The sequence below is a fragment of the Pseudomonas sp. NPDC085632 genome (assembly GCF_044541255.1).
Taxonomy (GTDB): domain Bacteria; phylum Pseudomonadota; class Gammaproteobacteria; order Pseudomonadales; family Pseudomonadaceae; genus Aquipseudomonas.
Map to the genome: position 1 here is coordinate 43043 of NZ_JBITSX010000038.1, position 15784 is coordinate 58826.

Sequence of the window (15784 nt, forward strand, 5' to 3'; positions counted from 1 at the left end):
CGCTCACTCAGCATGCTTGAGTGAGCGCTTCTTGTTGCAGTATTACTTTAAGCCAAGTTTTTCTTTCAAACGTTGAGTCACTTGTACCTTATTGTTCAGGAACTCATTCAAGCCTTTGGCGCGAAGATTACAGGCATCGCAATCGGTACACCCAGTGCCTTTGATGCCGTTATAGCAAGTCAGTGTTTCTTCGCGAACCAGATCCAGTTGATGGTGGTAATCAGCCAAGGCCCAGGTTTCTGCCTTGTTCAGCCACATCAATGGCGTATCCAGTTGCAGTTTATAATCCATGCCCAATTCAAGGGCTTTATTCAAGGCCTTGACGAACTCATCCCGGCAATCGGGATAGCCCGAGAAGTCGGTTTCACAAACGCCGGTAATGACCGTTTTCGCCTGGACTTGATAGGCATAGATAGAAGCCAGGGTCAGAAACAGAATGTTCCGCCCCGGAACAAAGGTGCTTGGCAGGCTCTCGCCGGAACTGTTCACGGTCGGGACCGGAATGTTATCGCGGGTCAGGCTGCTGATGGCCAGCTCGTTGAGCAAGGACACATCCAGCGTTTTATGCACGGTGACGCCGAGCTTTTTCGACAGCTGCTGCGCCACTTCAATTTCTGCGTGATGACGCTGACCATAGTCGAACGTGATGCAGTGGACTTCATCGTAGTGGGTCAGGGCGTGGATCAAACACGTGGTGGAGTCCTGCCCGCCGCTGAATACGATAACTGCTTTGTTGGTCATGGGTATGCTTCCTGCATTGAGGTCTTGAGGGCAAGGTGGAGATGATACTCGAAATAGGGATGGAGTTCGGTGCAGAGTCCAGAGGCGCGCGTGAGTCCGTGAGCGGCTATCTTAAAGTGGAGTGAGGCTTCAGTAACTGAATAATAGGCATGTTAAATAGCAAACGTTTTTAGACCGTTGCTAAAAGCAGAGGGATTTAAACAACTGGCATGGCGCCCGGTGTGGCCAGCGCCACTTGCTCACCGCACTTGTGCCCAAACACTAGCTTTTCCATCGCCTCGACAAAAGTTCTGCCCTGCCGCCAGAACCCGTCATGAATGAAACTCAAGGCGTAGCAGCGACCTTTTTCGTCCATCAACAGTGCAGCGTGGCCATGATGAATTTCGGCGATGTTCACCAAGGTGCTGCCCAAGCGTTGCTGCCAAGCCAAGAAGTCTTCATCTCCATACAGGTGCTTAAAGGCGCGAAACGCTACATCGCTGGTAGCGCAGTCTTCGCCTGGGCCGCAGATGCCGACGGTCAGGCCGGCCAGTTGTTCGAGCAGAGCAGCGGCCGGATGCTCGCGCGGGACGACATCCGGCAATGGCTCGATATGGGTGACAGGCCAACCGGCAGCCAGAAACAGTGGGTGGAGAGTCTCGGGAAGTTCGATCAGCGGGTGCATTGGGAGCGTCCAGGCTTAGGCAGCGATCTGCATTAACGGTCTTTTTTCATTGCACTGAATCGTTTGTCAACATCCAGCCGTACCGGGATACCTTGTCTCTGAGAGATGCCCCTATATCAATGGGATTTTTCATGATAACTATTCCCCAGAATTAGTTTGCGCCGCACCAATAGCATATAAATTGGATTGCCATATGAGCATGTCGAGCTAAAGCTTTTCAATCAAACGATTAAACGCACGTGAGCAGCCTCGTTGCTTTGCATCTCTGATCATCGAATCGTGAGTGGACGGTTCAAACGTTTCGCGAACCGCTTTCTTTGCTATTTCATTGAACTGCGCATTATCAAAATCACACTCTACTGTTGAAACCATATAAGAATTGCGTTTGGACCACTGGTCAAACCTTATGACGATTTTTTCGTCGAAAATCAGTGCTCCATCACTTTTATCCTCGAAGAAAAAGAACACAATTCGATTCGTATCGACATGCCCCATTGATGTAGCAAATGGCTGTTTTATCAAAAGCGATGTCAGCCTTACCCCACCTGCAATACCAAGACCTCCCCCCAAACCCTCACGCGCAAAAAAATACTGCTTGAACACTACCGTTATTTTTCTACGAAAATAAGGAACGTCGTATGCTTTCTCGAAAGAATGAAAGCCATTCGGATCGCCGATCAGTTCAAAACCGGCGCTTATGAAATCCGACGCGGAAAAGCTGTCCAACCCAAAAATACTTGGCTGAAAATTACCCGAGCCCTCTATGAACAACTCTACAAGCTGATGGAAATCTGTAGAAATCATGCTAGAAGAGTTGTTGCGCCTTGATCCACGCGGAAATCATTTTCTTTATTTCATCCATCAAGGATAGATTTCCGAATATAACAAGCTCACACCCCGCCTCTTTGTCTTGATACGAGGAAAGCTCATCAACCTCCTCGTCTAATACTATTCTAAGAATCTGGCCATTCACCTCGTTTCTTACAGAAAAAATTGGATTTCCATCCATGAACGGCGTGCCGTTTGAAAAGAATGTATTGTAAAAAGGCGCCTTGAATATTTCACTAGCGACTTCGTTTTTCTGAGCCTCTAGATAAAAGAATTTATAAAAATCCTGCTCTAGTTGAAAATAGCTGTCTTTGTTGCTCAGGTAGTCATCAAACATTTCTCTACTCCACAAATGCTTTGCCAGTAATTACTTCAATATCAACGCGCTCACTTTTGGTATCTTTTACCTTGAACGTCTGACTGATATGCGCATCCGCTCCGCCGCACTTAGCCGCATTGTCAATATATTTGTCCGCCTTCTGGAATGCATCCTGTCGGGCTGCGAGGTCTTTTTTATTGAGTTTTCCTTTCAACTCCTCAAGCTTTTTCTTAGCGTCGCTAGCGGTCAGAGGCGTATCTTGGTTCCATGCGACAGACTCTTCAAGCTTGGCACCTTGAGCTTGAATACGTCCTCTCTGGGCTGCCAATCCTAAAGGATCGACCCACCCCATAGGATTCGGGGCATACTGATAAATATTTATGCCACCCTCATAACTTATTGGGTCCTTACTGATGAACCGCCCAACCCCCGGATCATAGTACCGATGCCGATTGTAGTGCAGCCCCGTCTCATGATCGTGATACTGCCCCTGGAACCGTATCGGGTTCATCACGCCATGCTGCTGCGCCCACTCCGAACGCTGCTCCGTCACCTGTCCCCACGCCTTGTACTGCGCGGTCCAGGCCATGTTGCCGTGCGAGTCCGTCAATTCCTGCGGCGTGCCGAGGTGATCACACTGATACCAGGCCAGCGCATCAAACGGTAAAGCCGCTTCCTTGTGATTCCACACTGGATCTTCATCAAGGCTGTATTCACCGCTGTAATCCGGTAGCCCAATCAGATCGATCGGCGCGTGCCGCACAGCCTGTGCCACAGGGACAAAAGTGCCCGGTTCAAAGACGTAGTGCACCGTGCGACCCGGTTCGCCATCGCTTTGTGCAGGACTGCTTTCAAGGGCGAGGGTGTCGCCATCCCAACCGTAGAAGGTGAAGCCGCAGCCAAGTTCGCGTTGTTTGCGGGCGTGTTCGTTTCTGTTCCAGAGAGAGCCTGCTTCTGGACGTTGTTTGTAATGCGCGCGCGAGTTTTTGTGCAGGCGGCGTCCCAGTGCGTCGTAGGCGAAATCTACGCTGAGGTGCGGGTCTTCAAAATGCACCAGTCGATCAAACAGGTTCCAACGCAGGTCGCTGCGTTGGCCGTTGTGCCAGCGCTGAATCTGGTTGCCGCGTTCGTCGTAGTCGTAGTGGGTGCCGGCGTATTCGCGCAGCAGGTTATCGACCAGTTTGCTGCGCGGTGGGGTCAGGTCCAGCGGGCGGCGAATTTCTGTCGCCTTGTCGTCGAGCAGGTTGCCGGCCGGGTCGAAGGCGAAGGTTTCCACGCCTTGGCGTGTGGTGGCGCTGAGCAGTCGGCCGACGGGATCGTAGCGATAGGCGAGCGGGCCGCGGCGGCTGTCGTTGATGTCGGTCAGTTGGCCGGCGGCGTCGTAGCTGTATTCGCGTTTGAGCAGTGTGGATTTGTCGTCGCTGCGGCCCAGCAACTGTTCCTGCAAACGACCGGCCGGGTCCCAGCTCTGGGTTTGCAGCAGGTGGTTGCCTTGATGGCGGGCGACTTCGCGGTGCAGGTCGTCGCGCTCGTAACCGATCAGTTCGTGGTCGTCCAGGCGCAGACCGAGCAGGTGGCCGCTGCCGTAGGTCAACCAACTGACGCGGTGGCCGTCCGGGCGCACGGTAGCAACACGCTGATTGAGCACGTCGTACTCGTGCTGCCAGATTGCGACCGTAGGTTTTTCCAGACCGAGGTAATGCTGGTGTTCGCGCAGCAGATTGCCGGCCGGGTCGTGGAACCATTGCAAGCGGCTGTCGGCGTTGTCGGCCAGCACCAGATTGCCGTTGCCATCGTAGGCAAAAGTCTCGCTTTGCGACTGATCGCCCAAGGTTGCGCGACGTTCAGTCAAACGGCCCATCGGGTCGAAGCTCAAAGAGATGACGCGTTGGCCATTGATCGATTGGGCGAGGCGACCGGTGAGCGGGTCGTACTGATAGCGCGTGCTGCGGCCGTCGAAACCGCGTTCCTCGAGCAGACGACCGACCGGGTCGTAGTGGAAGTGCGCGCGTTGTTCGTTTTCGTTTTCCAGCGCCGTTAGCCGTCCGAGACGATCCCAGCGATAGCGCAGGGTCTGCTCGGCAGCGTCGATGCGTTCGGCGATCAAACCGGCAGCGCTGTAGCTCCAGGTGGTGCAGCGATCGAGACCGTCGACATGCGCCAACAGCCGACCTTCGGCGTCACGATCAAAGCGTTCTTCCGTCTTGTCCGGGTGCTTGATCAGCACCAGTTGGCCGGCCTTGTATTCGTATTCGGTGGCGTTGCCGGCGGCGTCGGTGAAGCAGGTCATCTGCCCCAGATCGTTGTACTCCCATGTGCTGGTTTTGCCCGAGCAATCGACGTACTCGACCAGTTGCCCGGCATCGTTGTAGTCGAGGGTTTTTTCGTTGCCGTTGGCGTCCTTGATCGCGGTGGGCTGGCCGGATTTGTTGTAGGCGTATTCGGTTTTGTTGCCCAGCGGATCGAGCGCTTCGACCAGATTGCCTTGGTCGTCATAGGCGCGCTGCCACTGACCGCCCTCGGCATCGCTGATCTTGATCAGCAGGTCCTGATCGTCGTAGGCGTAATGCATCACGGTATGGTCGGCGCGGATGTGTTCGAGCAGGTTGCTGCGCTCATCGTAGCTGTAGCGATCGGTGCTGCCGTCAGCATTGACGCGGCGCACGATGTTCTTCGCCTCGTCGCGGAAGAACCATTCCGAACGCTCGTCCGCGTAGCGGATGCGATAGGTGTAGCCAAGGATGTCGTAGTAGTGCCAGGTCTCGTTGCCGAGCGCGTCGGTGACGTAGGTCAGACGAATGGTTTCGTCCCATTCCAGACGCGTGTCGAAACTGCCGTCGTCGGCCCATTCGCGCACGGCTTTGGCCTTGGCGCTCTGGCCATCCCACTGCAGATTCATGCCGCGCCCGGTGCGGTCGGTGTAGCGGGTGATCAGGTGATGCTGGAGCTGATACGACCAGACTGCACCGTTCTCGTCCTGCGCCTGAATCAGGTCGCCATAGGCGTCGTACTGGTACGCACACAGCTGGCGCAGCGGTTCTCCATCAACGATCTGCCAGACACCGATAAACCGGCCGTGATCGTCGATCATCGTGCCGAGGTGCAAATGGACTTTGGTGAAGTCGTTTTCCTGATAGGTGATCAGGTCGGAGAGCAGCGAGTGTTCGCCGTGACGGTGCTCGTAATGCAGCATCACTCCGGCGCCGTTGCGCAACGAGATATTGGTCAGCACAAAACGCTGGCCACGGCGGACGTAAGTTTCTTTGCGCTCGAAACCTCGGCACAGCAACAACTGATCTTCGCTGTTGCGGACCAGGGTGATGTTTTCGATGGCGTCGTAGTGGAACAGGCCGACTTTAGGCAGTGGGTAGCTGTGGTCGCGGCCGTCGGCGCCGTAGAACGTCAGACCATCGTCCACGCAGTCAAAACGTGTGGTGAATTCACTGATCCAGCGAGCGCCGAGTTCGCTCTGATCGTAGGCGTCGAGGCGTGAGTTGTAGGTGCGCGTCCATTCGATCGGGAAGGGGCCGGGCAGGCTGAAATCGGTATGGCTGAGGCTTTCTGAACCCAGGGCAAAGTTGATGCTGAATTCAGTGGCGCATTTACAGGGACCTTTCTCCGGATTGGGCGCGCTTTTCGCTGGGACTTGCTTGTTGTTAACACCCAATTCGCCTTCCGCTGCCGTGTGGGTGGCCTTACCGGTCTTCTCCGTATGGACCGCGGCGTTCTGGCCATGGGCATTGCGCTTGCGCCACAGGATCACGGCACTGGAGAGGATCTGCAGCAGCCAGCCGATGGAGTTCTGCACATTTTTATCGTCGAGCTTGCTCAACTGCGTGCGCAGTTCCGGGCCCATCGCGCGCAGTTTGCCGGTCTCGGTGGTGATCTGTTTCTGGAGTTCGTTCGGCAGCAGGTTCTGCGCGACGCTGTTGACCATCCCTTTGCCTGCCGCTTTCAAGGCGCTGTTGGCAGCCGCTAAAAAGTTGTCGGCCGTCGCGAGGGGGTCGTTGAGCAGTTGGCCGCGCCCGACGCTGGCTCTTGCGCTGGCTTCCTCCAGATCACCCTTGGCATCCAGCCGGCCAAGGGCCGTTGCTTCGATACCGGTGGCAATCTCGTTGATGATTTGTTCGCCGAGCTTGCCAGCGTCCGCCAGAATCCCCGGCAACTTGCCTTTGGCCTGCTCAACAAAGTCATCGAGGGTGCCGATGATCGAGGCGTTCAGGTGACCGACCAGCACCTCGATCACCGAGGTGCTGAGCAACAACTTGCCGCTGGCCCTCATCTCTTGACGTACCAGAAACAGCGTCGGACGCAGGGTCATGCGCGCCGCTGCCATCGACGGCGGCAACGGCAAGACGCCGATCAGGTTGATGCCAAGGCTGGCCCACGTGAGCAAGTCGCGTTGCTTGGCATCCGACAGGGTGACGATGTCACTCAGCGCATCGACCAAAGCCATGATGTTGCCGACCACCGGCAAGAAACCGGCGTAGTTCTTGATCCGGTCAAGCGTGACCACGCCATCGGTGGCGGATTGCAGCCAGGCATCGAAAGCCGCCGCACTGCTGGCGACGTCCTGAACGTCGATGGCATTGAGTGGAACGATGGCGGCTTGGGGCTCACGTTTTGCGACAGCAGTTTCAGTGGTCATCACGGCATCTCACCCGGCGACAAGGTCCGGGCTTTGCGGGCAAAAATTGCAGACCTCAATGAGCGGGCGAGAAAAAGCCGCCTCTCAGAGGTACGCATCAAAGTGAAAAAACGGAATTAGCTGACGACAGCGCCTTTCGGGCCACTGGCGATCAGCGCGGCGCCGCAGGCGGTTTTCATGCCGTCCAGTGCGATGGGGGTGCCATCGACGGTGTAGGTGCTGCTGCCCTCGGCAATCGGGAAAACCCCTTTGCACAGCGGGCAGCTGACCTTGTGCCCGACCCCGGCAATCGGCTTGCCGTTGAGGTCGGTGCGGGAGAAGGCTTCGAGGACTTTGCCACCGTGAGTGGTGGAGTCGCCCAAGCGAATTGCGTCTTTCATTGCGTCATTCCTTTGACCGAGGGTGGCTGGCTCGGCGAGCAACCCTGTCTTTCCTGCCTGCGTTCAGCAGGCGTTAGTGCCGATTTGATATCAAAATCCGTGCCAGCCACTATATGGCCATTACGCAGCAAGGGTTTGCGCCGGATGCCTGCGGAATCAATCGATTTTTATTGGGGAAACCGCCTCAAAGTGCGCAAGAAGTTGCGCAGTTGAGCGGCTCCGAACAAGCGAAAGCCTAGGGTGGATCTTCAGCAGGTTCGAGGTCTGTTTCGCGGTATCCTGCGCGTTCTGATTACGGACGCTTTTCCATGCTGGTGATTTCCAACAACGTGCATCTGCCAGATGCCGAGATCGAACTGACCGCCATCCGCGCGCAAGGCGCCGGTGGGCAGAACGTCAACAAGGTCTCCAGTGCCATGCACTTGCGCTTCGACATACCGGCCTCGTCCTTGCCCGAGTTCTACAAGGAGCGGCTGCTGGCGCTGCGTGACAGTCGCATCACCAGCGACGGCGTGTTGATCATCAAGGCCCAGCAGTACCGCACGCAGGAAGCCAACCGCGCCGATGCGCTGGAGCGTCTGGTCGAGCTGATTCTCAGCGCGACCAAAGTCGAAAAGAAACGCCGTCCGACCAAACCGACCCTCGGCTCAAAGAAACGCCGGCTCGAATCGAAAACCAAGCGCGGCAGCATCAAGGCCGGGCGTGGCAAGGTGGATTTCTAGTCTTCGCGGTACTTCGCCGTGTGCTTGTACAGATACACGCTCAGCGCCAATCCACTCAGCGAGGCGAGGGCGGCGAAGAGGAAGATCGAGGCAAAACCGAATCCCGCCGCAATCGCCCCGGCCAATGGCCCGGTGATCCCCAGCGACAAATCAATGAACAGCGAGTAAGCACCGACCGCCGCACCACGGCTGGAGGCCGGCACCAGGTTCACTGCTTCCACGCCCAGCGCCGGGAACACCAGCGAGAAACCAAACCCGCTCAGCGCCGCACCGGCCAGCGCCCAATGCGCGTCCGGCGCGAGCCACAACAGCAGCAGACCAAGGGTTTCCACCGACAGACAGGCAATCGCCACGCGAAAGCCGCCGAGACGGTTGATCAGGTTGCCGAACAGCAGCCGCGCGCCGATGAAGCTGGCGCCGAACAGGCTCAGGCACAGCACGGCGTTGTCCCAATGCTGCGTCGCGTAATACAGGGTGATGAAGGTAGCGATGGTGCCGAAACCGATCGAGCCCAGTGCCAGACCGCAACCGTGGGGAAACACTTTACCGAGCACATGCATGAACGGCAGACGCTCGCCGGCGACAATCGGTGCCGGCGTTTTTGGCCAGGCGAGCAACAGGCCCAGGACGGCGAGCAAGATGATGCTGACGCCCATGCTCCACAGCCCCAACTGCCCAACCAGCCACACGCCGAACGGTGCGCCGACCGCCAGTGCGCCATAACTGGCGATGCCGTTCCAGGAAATCACCTTGGCGGTGTTGGCAGCGCCGACCCGGCCGATGCCCCAGCCGATCGAACCTGAGCCGACCAGACTTTCTGCACTGCCCAGCACCAGACGGCCGATCAACAGACTGATCAAACTGAACATTGGCATGCTCGGGGTCCACGCCGAAATCAGCATGAACACACCGCTCAAACCGCAGCCGGCCAGACCAATCATCACCGCGCGTTTGCTGCCCTGGTTGTCGATGATCTTGCCGGCATACGGGCGGCTGAGCAGGGTGGCGAGGTATTGCACGCTGATCACCAGACCGGCGATCACCGCGCCAAAGCCCAGGTCGCTGTGGACATAGCCAGGCAGCACCGCGAGCGGAATGCCGATGTTCAGGTAACCGATAAAGGTGAAAAGGACGATGGAAACGACTTGCAACGTAACCGCCAGGGGGCGCTGGGGCTCGGACATAGAGGACGACATGGGTAACGATCCACGGGAACGGCAGATTAGATAGGCTGCTTATGATACCGGCGCGGACGGATCTGGGGCGGGAAAAGTAAAACTATTTGCTCGGCGGCGGGTTCAAGGTTTGTCCGGGGCAACCAGTTGCGTGGTGACCAGCGCGGCGAGGGCATTTTCTTCGCTACCGAACCGGGCAAGCAGGGCGGCGCGTTTTTCCGGGGAGAGACGGTTCCAGATCTCGATCATTTTCTCGGTCGCGCCGATCAGGACGGCAGCTTGGCTTTCGGAGAATTCGTCGGTCATGGCGGGCTCGGGGTTCAGGCAGTGTGGAAAGCGCATGTTAGCGCTTTCCACACGGTCTGTACGACGGGTCTTACTCTTCGTTGTCGGCCGGGCGGCTCTCAACGGCTTCTTTCGGTTCGGGCTGCCCCGCGCCGGCTTGTTGCGTGGTCGTCTGCTCAGGTACGTGCAGGCTTGGGAAGGGGAGATTAGGAATCTCGTGCATGGTTGCGCTCCTCGCTAAGTCTGTTGATAGATCTGGTAGATCCGCGCTTTTAGAAAGCCTGCGCAGGATACAGCAGGAAAAATGACAATCAGACTTTTAATTCAAATTAATGCGACAGATGGCCGCAGGGGAGGCCCAGAGGAGAGATTGATCGTTCCAACGCTCTGCGTGGGAATGCCTCAATGGACGCTCTGCGTCCGCTGTTGGGACGCAGAGCGTCCCGGGCTGCATTCCCACGCGGAGCGTGGGAACGAGCATGGGAGGGATTATTTGCAGACGCTGGCGATGGCTTCAGCCAGCAGGGCGAGGCGCGTGGCGTCGATGCCGGCGACGTTCGCCCGGCCCGAGCTGACCATGTACACGCTGTGATGCTCGCGCAGTTGTTTCACTTGCTCCGGCGACAGCCCGGTGTAAGAAAACATGCCGCGCTGCACGCCAATGTGCGCAAAACGTTCACGCAAGCCATGCGGCTCCAGCGCTTCGACCAGGCCGCTGCGCAGTTGCGCAATACGCAGGCGCATGGCTTCCACTTCATCGGCCCAACGGGCTTTCAGTTCTGGATCGGCGAGGATGGTCGCGACTACAGCAGCACCGTGATCCGGCGGCGTCGACCACAGATTGCGGGCGATGTTGGCCAGTTGGCTGCGGATGTCGATGAGCTTGTCGGCGGTTTTCGCGCAGACGATCAGCGCACCGGTGCGGTCGCGATACAGGCCAAAGTTCTTCGAGCAGGAACTGGTGATCAGCAGCTCGGGCATTTCTGCCGCGAACAACCGGGTCGACCACGCATCCTGCTCAAGACCGTCGCCAAAACCCTGGTAGGCAAAGTCGATCAGCGGCAGCAGATTGCGCCTGCGCACCACGTCGAGCACGCGCTGCCAGTCGTCATGGCTCAAGTCAAAACCGGTCGGGTTGTGGCAGCACGCGTGCAGCAGCACCACATCACCGTTCGGCACTTGGTTGAGTACGGCGAGCATGGCGTTGACGTCGAGGCGGTTGTCGCTACCGACGTACGGGTAGTGACTGACCTTGACCCCGGCCGCGGCGAAAATGGTTTCGTGAATCGGCCAGGTCGGGTTGCTCAGCCACACGCCTTTGCCCGGCAGGCACTGCGCGATGAAGTCAGCGGCCAGACGCAGCGCGCCAGTACCGCCCGGGGTCTGAGTCGCGCCGGCACGTTGTTCGGCGAGCAGCTTCGAATCGGCGCCGAGCACCAACTCGTTGATGGCTTTGCCGAACAACGGATTACCGTGACCACCGATGTAAGTCTTGGTGTCCTGGCTTTCGACCAGCCGCGCTTCGGCGATTTTCACCGCTTCCGGGATCGGCGTCAGGCCTTGGGCGTCCTTGTAGACGCCAACGCCCAGATCGAATTTGCGCGGGTTAGTGTCCTGCGCATACGCCTCCATCAAGCCGAGGATCGGGTCGCCGGGTACCCGGCCGATGGCGTCGAAGTGCATTACTTGCGTCCTTCTGCAGTCTTGGCCACTTCGTCAGTGCGTGCGGCCATGATGAAGTCGTTGCGGTGCAGGCCTTTGATCGAGTGGCTCCACCAGGTCACGGTGACTTTGCCCCACTCGGTCAGCAGGCCCGGGTGGTGACCTTCGGCCTCGGAGATCTCGCCGATAGCGTTGGTGAACGCCAGCGCATGTTTGAAGTTCTTGAACAGGAAGACCTTCTCCAGCTGCATGATGCTGTCGCGCACTTCGATGTTCCAGTCAGGGATCTGCTTGATCAGGATCGGCAGTTCTTCGTCGCTGACTTGTGGCGCATCGGCGCGGCAGGCTTCGCAGTGGGCTTGGTTCAAAGTGGACATGGTGTATTCCTGAAATCGAGTGTGTTTTTTTTATTAAAGCTTTTCGGCCTTCAATGCCGTCACGCTAAACCAAAGTGGCGGCGACTGACAGGCTCAATTGTCAGCAAAAGTCGCGGTTCACGCGGCTTTCGGTTTCGGCGGAAATTTCGGTGCGTGCAGACCCAACTGCATGCCCTGGCGAACCATGGCCATGATGTCTTCATGGGCCACGTCGAACAGGCGCTTGAGGTTCGGCAGGACAAAGTACAGCGGTTGCAGGATGTCGATGCGATACGGCGTACGCATGGCTTCGAGCGGATCGAATGCCTGATGCTCAGGTTCGTCCGACAGCGAGTAAACGGTTTCTTTTGGCGAGGACAGGATGCCGCCACCGTAGATGCGTTTGCCTTGCGGGGTGTCGACCAGGCCGAACTCGATGGTCATCCAGTACAGGCGCGCGAGGTACACGCGTTCTTCCTTGGTGGCCTGCAAACCAAGTTTGCCGTAGGTGTGGGTGAACTCGGCGAAATACGGATTGGTCAGCAATGGGCAGTGACCAAAGATCTCGTGGAAAATATCCGGCTCTTGCAGGTAATCCAGCTCTTCGCGGGTACGAATGAACGTAGCGACCGGAAATTGCTTGCTGGCCAGCAGTTCAAAAAAGGTCTGGAAGGGAATCAGTGCCGGTACGCGGGCGACCTGCCAACCGGTGGTCTCGCCGAGCACCTTGTTGATCTCGCCGAGTTGCGGAATGCGGTCGTGGGGCAGACCGAGTTTTTCGATACCGTCCAGGTACTCCTGGCACGCACGCCCTTCGATCACTTTCAGCTGGCGAGTGATCAGCGTGTTCCACACCGCGTGTTCTTCGGCGGGGTAGTCGATAAAACCTTGCGCATCGGGCTCGCGGGCCACGTATTGCGTCTGCTTCATACTGCTCTCCTGCTAGGGGAATTCGTTCTTGTTATGTCCAGCGATGGACTCAGAATTACCTGAGAGCGGTCGGGTTTGCAGCAGGTTGATCGCGATACGTGTAGGAAAAATCGCCTGAAATCGTAAAATAATCGTTACGCTTTGGCGGATATATCGCGTTTGCGGTGATTCGCGGGTTTGAAAAGCTCAGTAGCTGTCACATAATCTTGACAGTTATCTGCGCGCCTCGGCAGAAAAATGAGCTTCGGGCGCACCGCAACACCCTGTGGGAGCGAGCAAGCTCGCTCCCACAGGGTCGGTATTCAACTCCCAATCTTGTCGGGCCTTATATATGCGCATCAAAGTCCACTGCCAGAACCGCATCGGCATCCTGCGCGACATTCTCAACCTGCTGGTCGCTTACGGGATCAACGTGGCGCGCGGTGAGGTCGGTGGCGAGCACGGTAATGCGATCTACCTGCACTGCCCAAATCTGATCAACATCCAGTTCCAGGCGCTGCGGCCGAAATTCGAGGCGATTGCCGGGGTGTTCGGCGTCAAGCGGGTAGGGCTGATGCCCAGCGAGCGACGGCACATGGAGCTGAACGCGTTGCTTGGCGCGCTGGAGTTTCCGGTGTTGTCGATCGACATGGGCGGCTCCATTGTCGCGGCCAACCGCGCGGCGGCGCAGTTGCTCGGTGTGCGCGTCGATGAAGTGCCGGGGATTCCGCTGTCGCGCTACGCCGAAGATTTCGACTTGCCGGAGCTGGTGCGCGCCAACAAATCGCGAATCAACGGCATGCGGGTCAAGGTCAAGGGCGACGTCTTTCTGGCTGACATCGCGCCGCTGCAATCAGAGCACGATGACAGCGAGGCCATGGCCGGCGCGGTGCTGACCTTGCATCGCGCCGACCGTGTCGGCGAGCGCATCTACAACGTGCGCAAGCAGGAGCTGCGTGGCTTCGACAGCATCTTCCAGAGTTCGAAAGTCATGGCCGCCGTCGTGCGTGAAGCGCGGCGTATGGCCCCACTGGATGCGCCGCTATTGATTGAAGGCGAAACCGGCACCGGCAAGGAATTGCTCGCGCGCGCTTGCCACCTCGCCAGCCCGCGCGGACAGTCGCCGCTGATGGCGCTCAACTGCGCAGGCTTGCCGGAGTCCATGGCCGAGACCGAGCTGTTCGGTTACGGCCCGGGCGCGTTCGAAGGCGCGCGCGCTGAGGGCAAGCTCGGCCTGCTGGAATTGACCGCGGGCGGCACGCTGTTTCTTGACGGTGTCGGCGAAATGAGTCCGCGCCTTCAAGTAAAGCTGCTGCGCTTTTTGCAGGACGGCTGCTTCCGCCGGGTCGGCAGTGATGAAGAGGTTTATCTGGATGTGCGGGTGATCTGCGCGACGCAGGTTGACTTGTCGGAGCTGTGCGCACGCGGCGAGTTTCGCCAGGATTTGTATCACCGCTTGAACGTGCTGTCGCTGCACATCCCGCCACTGCGCGAATGCCTCGACGGGTTGACGCCATTGGTCGAACACTTCCTCGATCAGGCCAGTCGGCAGATTGGCTGCTCGCTGCCGAAACTGGCGCCGACGGCAATGGATCGGCTCAGTCATTACCATTGGCCGGGCAATGTGCGACAACTGGAAAACGTGCTGTTTCAGGCGGTTTCGCTGTGTGAGGGCGGCACGGTGAAAGCCGAGCATATTCGTCTGCCGGATTACGGCGTGCGTCAGCCGCTTGGCGATTTCTCGCTCGAAGGTGGGTTGGACGAGATCGTCGGGCGCTTCGAGAAAGCGGTGCTGGAGCGCTTGTATTCCGAGCATCCGAGCAGTCGGCAGTTGGGTAAGCGGCTGGGGGTTTCACATACGACGATTGCCAACAAACTGCGTGAGTATGAGGTTGGCAAAGATCTGGGCAGCACGTGATCGTTCCCACGCTCTGCGTGGGAATGCAGCCCGGGACGCTCCGCGTCCCAAAGCGGACGCAGAGCGTCCATTGAGGCGTTCCCACGCAGAGCGTGGGAACGATCATTAGCCAGGATTGCCGCCAAGCGGCATAACACCGCCGGTTTTTCGACTTCGATACATTTCAAATTTACCCTCGCCATCCCTCAAGTCCTTTGTTTACCGGGTCTTTGCCCGCCAGAAAAAAGTTGGTCTGCAAATTGCTTATGGCTCAGCAGTACAGCGGTGGGCGGCAAACGTCCGGCATGCAGAGGAAAGAGTGTGGACAAGTACCTTTATGTGGCAATGACCGGCGCCAGCCAGAACGCACTGGCGCAGAAGGCTCATGCCAACAACCTGGCGAACATCTCCACCAACGGTTTTCAGCGCGACCTGGAGCAGGCGCGTTCGATGCCGGTGTTCGGTGACAGCTTTCCGGCGCGTGCGTTTGCCATGAGCGAACGGCCCGCCACCGATTTCACCCCAGGCTCGCTGGTGCAGACCGGCCGTGACCTCGACGTCGCCGTGACCGGCAACGGCTTCATTGCCGTGCAGAACCCTAACGGCGGCGAAAGCTACGTGCGTACCGGCAGCCTCAACGTCGACGCCCTCGGTGTGCTGCGCGCCGGCAACGGCATGCCGGTGATCGGCAACGGCGGTCCGATCGCCGTGCCGCCCGAGCAGCAGATCGAAGTCGGTGAAGACGGCACCATCAGTATTCGTGCGATGGGCGAAGGCCCGCGCGTCATGGCGGAAGTCGACCGGATCAAACTGGTCAACCCGGACATCAAGAACATGAACAAGGGCCTCGACGGCTCGATCTACACCAAGGATGGCCAGCCGGCGCAGGTCGATGCCAACGTCAAACTGGTGTCGGGTTTCCTCGAGTCGAGCAACGTCAACGCCGTTGAAGAGATGACCTCGGTGCTGGCCTTGGCCAAGCAGTTCGAGTTGCACGTCAAGATGATGAACACCGCCAAAGACGACGACCAGGCCATGGCTCGGGTCTTGCAGATCAGCTAATTATCAGAACGTCGCGCCGTAAAACAGGCGCACGAGGAGAATCGAATGCTTCCGGCTCTATGGGTTGCCCAACCCGGTCTGTCCGCCCAGGACACCAACCTGACCACGATTTCCAACATCCTGGCGACCGTGTCGA

15 protein-coding genes and 1 pseudogene are annotated in these 15784 nt (G+C 58.0%); 4 read left to right on the plus strand and 12 right to left on the minus strand.

Annotated elements, in window-relative coordinates:
- Positions 1-42 precede the first annotated feature (42 nt).
- The 6 genes from queC to ACIF4X_RS21150 all read right to left on the minus strand — a co-directional run bounded on the left by queC (position 43) and on the right by ACIF4X_RS21150 (position 7580).
- Positions 43-741 carry a 7-cyano-7-deazaguanine synthase QueC gene (queC, locus tag ACIF4X_RS21125; RefSeq protein WP_397483594.1) on the minus strand — a complete coding sequence of 233 codons (699 nt, stop codon included), beginning with the start codon at positions 739-741 and terminating at the stop codon, positions 43-45.
- A 196-nt stretch (positions 742-937) separates the two neighbouring features.
- A complete protein-coding gene (locus ACIF4X_RS21130) occupies positions 938-1405 on the minus strand; it encodes an SUKH-3 domain-containing protein (RefSeq protein ID WP_397483595.1) in 468 nt (155 codons plus the stop codon).
- Between the two features lie 207 nt (positions 1406-1612).
- Positions 1613-2209 carry a hypothetical protein gene (locus tag ACIF4X_RS21135; protein ID WP_397483596.1) on the minus strand — a complete coding sequence of 199 codons (597 nt, stop codon included), beginning with the start codon at positions 2207-2209 and terminating at the stop codon, positions 1613-1615.
- 1 nt (position 2210) lies between these two features.
- A complete protein-coding gene (locus ACIF4X_RS21140; protein WP_397483597.1) occupies positions 2211-2570 on the minus strand; it encodes a hypothetical protein in 360 nt (119 codons plus the stop codon).
- A gap of 4 nt (positions 2571-2574) precedes the next feature.
- Positions 2575-7200, minus strand: a complete 4626-nt coding sequence (locus ACIF4X_RS21145) for an RHS repeat-associated core domain-containing protein (protein WP_397483598.1) — start codon at positions 7198-7200, stop codon at positions 2575-2577.
- Between the two features lie 116 nt (positions 7201-7316).
- A complete protein-coding gene (locus ACIF4X_RS21150; protein ID WP_007920142.1) occupies positions 7317-7580 on the minus strand; it encodes a PAAR domain-containing protein in 264 nt (87 codons plus the stop codon).
- Positions 7581-7888: 308 nt separating this feature from the next.
- On the opposite strand from ACIF4X_RS21150, the gene arfB reads away from it, so the two are divergent.
- The gene (gene arfB / locus ACIF4X_RS21155) at positions 7889-8302 is read left to right on the plus strand and encodes an alternative ribosome rescue aminoacyl-tRNA hydrolase ArfB (protein ID WP_007920134.1); all 414 of its coding nucleotides are present in this window, start codon (positions 7889-7891) and stop codon (positions 8300-8302) included.
- Here the strand turns inward: arfB and ACIF4X_RS21160 are convergent.
- The 6 genes from ACIF4X_RS21160 to phhA all read right to left on the minus strand — a co-directional run bounded on the left by ACIF4X_RS21160 (position 8299) and on the right by phhA (position 12710).
- Entirely contained in the window at positions 8299-9486 is a 1188-nt protein-coding gene (locus ACIF4X_RS21160) for an MFS transporter (protein WP_397483605.1), read from the minus strand. The two genes, arfB and ACIF4X_RS21160, sit on opposite strands and share 4 nt — an antisense overlap.
- A 114-nt stretch (positions 9487-9600) precedes the next feature.
- Positions 9601-9783, minus strand: a complete 183-nt coding sequence (locus ACIF4X_RS21165; protein ID WP_397483599.1) for a hypothetical protein — start codon at positions 9781-9783, stop codon at positions 9601-9603.
- A gap of 70 nt (positions 9784-9853) precedes the next feature.
- Positions 9854-9985 carry a hypothetical protein gene (locus ACIF4X_RS21170; protein WP_016987951.1) on the minus strand — a complete coding sequence of 44 codons (132 nt, stop codon included), beginning with the start codon at positions 9983-9985 and terminating at the stop codon, positions 9854-9856.
- A 266-nt stretch (positions 9986-10251) separates the two neighbouring features.
- Complete coding sequence (locus tag ACIF4X_RS21175) at positions 10252-11445, minus strand: amino acid aminotransferase (protein ID WP_397483600.1); 1194 nt, start codon at positions 11443-11445, stop codon at positions 10252-10254.
- Positions 11445-11801, minus strand: a complete 357-nt coding sequence (locus tag ACIF4X_RS21180; protein WP_397483601.1) for a 4a-hydroxytetrahydrobiopterin dehydratase — start codon at positions 11799-11801, stop codon at positions 11445-11447. Before ACIF4X_RS21180 ends, ACIF4X_RS21175 begins: the two co-directional genes overlap by 1 nt.
- Positions 11802-11918: 117 nt before the next feature.
- On the minus strand, positions 11919-12710 hold the full coding sequence (phhA, locus tag ACIF4X_RS21185) for a phenylalanine 4-monooxygenase (RefSeq protein WP_007920123.1): 792 nt from the start codon (positions 12708-12710) through the stop codon (positions 11919-11921).
- A gap of 331 nt (positions 12711-13041) precedes the next feature.
- On the opposite strand from phhA, the gene ACIF4X_RS21190 reads away from it, so the two are divergent.
- From ACIF4X_RS21190 to ACIF4X_RS21200, 3 genes and pseudogenes are all read left to right on the plus strand, one after another.
- A complete protein-coding gene (locus tag ACIF4X_RS21190; protein ID WP_397483602.1) occupies positions 13042-14607 on the plus strand; it encodes a sigma-54-dependent transcriptional regulator in 1566 nt (521 codons plus the stop codon).
- Positions 14608-14907: 300 nt separating this feature from the next.
- Positions 14908-15648, plus strand: coding sequence for a flagellar basal body rod protein FlgF (locus ACIF4X_RS21195; RefSeq protein WP_397483603.1), 741 nt, complete (start codon positions 14908-14910; stop codon positions 15646-15648).
- A gap of 45 nt (positions 15649-15693) precedes the next feature.
- Positions 15694-15784: pseudogene (locus tag ACIF4X_RS21200) on the plus strand (flagellar basal-body rod protein FlgG); the annotation flags it as partial.

Bases quoted from the DNA above. Each gene is read 5' to 3' on its own strand.
- queC (WP_397483594.1), bottom strand. From the start codon at position 741: ATGACCAACAAAGCAGTTATCGTATTCAGCGGCGGGCAGGACTCCACC.
- ACIF4X_RS21130 (WP_397483595.1), bottom strand. From the start codon at position 1,405: ATGCACCCGCTGATCGAACTTCCCGAGACTCTCCACCCACTGTTTCTG.
- ACIF4X_RS21135 (WP_397483596.1), bottom strand. From the start codon at position 2,209: ATGATTTCTACAGATTTCCATCAGCTTGTAGAGTTGTTCATAGAGGGC.
- ACIF4X_RS21140 (WP_397483597.1), bottom strand. From the start codon at position 2,570: ATGTTTGATGACTACCTGAGCAACAAAGACAGCTATTTTCAACTAGAG.
- ACIF4X_RS21145 (WP_397483598.1), bottom strand. From the start codon at position 7,200: ATGACCACTGAAACTGCTGTCGCAAAACGTGAGCCCCAAGCCGCCATC.
- ACIF4X_RS21150 (WP_007920142.1), bottom strand. From the start codon at position 7,580: ATGAAAGACGCAATTCGCTTGGGCGACTCCACCACTCACGGTGGCAAA.
- arfB (WP_007920134.1), top strand. From the start codon at position 7,889: ATGCTGGTGATTTCCAACAACGTGCATCTGCCAGATGCCGAGATCGAA.
- ACIF4X_RS21160 (WP_397483605.1), bottom strand. From the start codon at position 9,486: ATGTCCGAGCCCCAGCGCCCCCTGGCGGTTACGTTGCAAGTCGTTTCC.
- ACIF4X_RS21165 (WP_397483599.1), bottom strand. From the start codon at position 9,783: ATGACCGACGAATTCTCCGAAAGCCAAGCTGCCGTCCTGATCGGCGCG.
- ACIF4X_RS21170 (WP_016987951.1), bottom strand. From the start codon at position 9,985: ATGCACGAGATTCCTAATCTCCCCTTCCCAAGCCTGCACGTACCTGAG.
- ACIF4X_RS21175 (WP_397483600.1), bottom strand. From the start codon at position 11,445: ATGCACTTCGACGCCATCGGCCGGGTACCCGGCGACCCGATCCTCGGC.
- ACIF4X_RS21180 (WP_397483601.1), bottom strand. From the start codon at position 11,801: ATGTCCACTTTGAACCAAGCCCACTGCGAAGCCTGCCGCGCCGATGCG.
- phhA (WP_007920123.1), bottom strand. From the start codon at position 12,710: ATGAAGCAGACGCAATACGTGGCCCGCGAGCCCGATGCGCAAGGTTTT.
- ACIF4X_RS21190 (WP_397483602.1), top strand. From the start codon at position 13,042: ATGCGCATCAAAGTCCACTGCCAGAACCGCATCGGCATCCTGCGCGAC.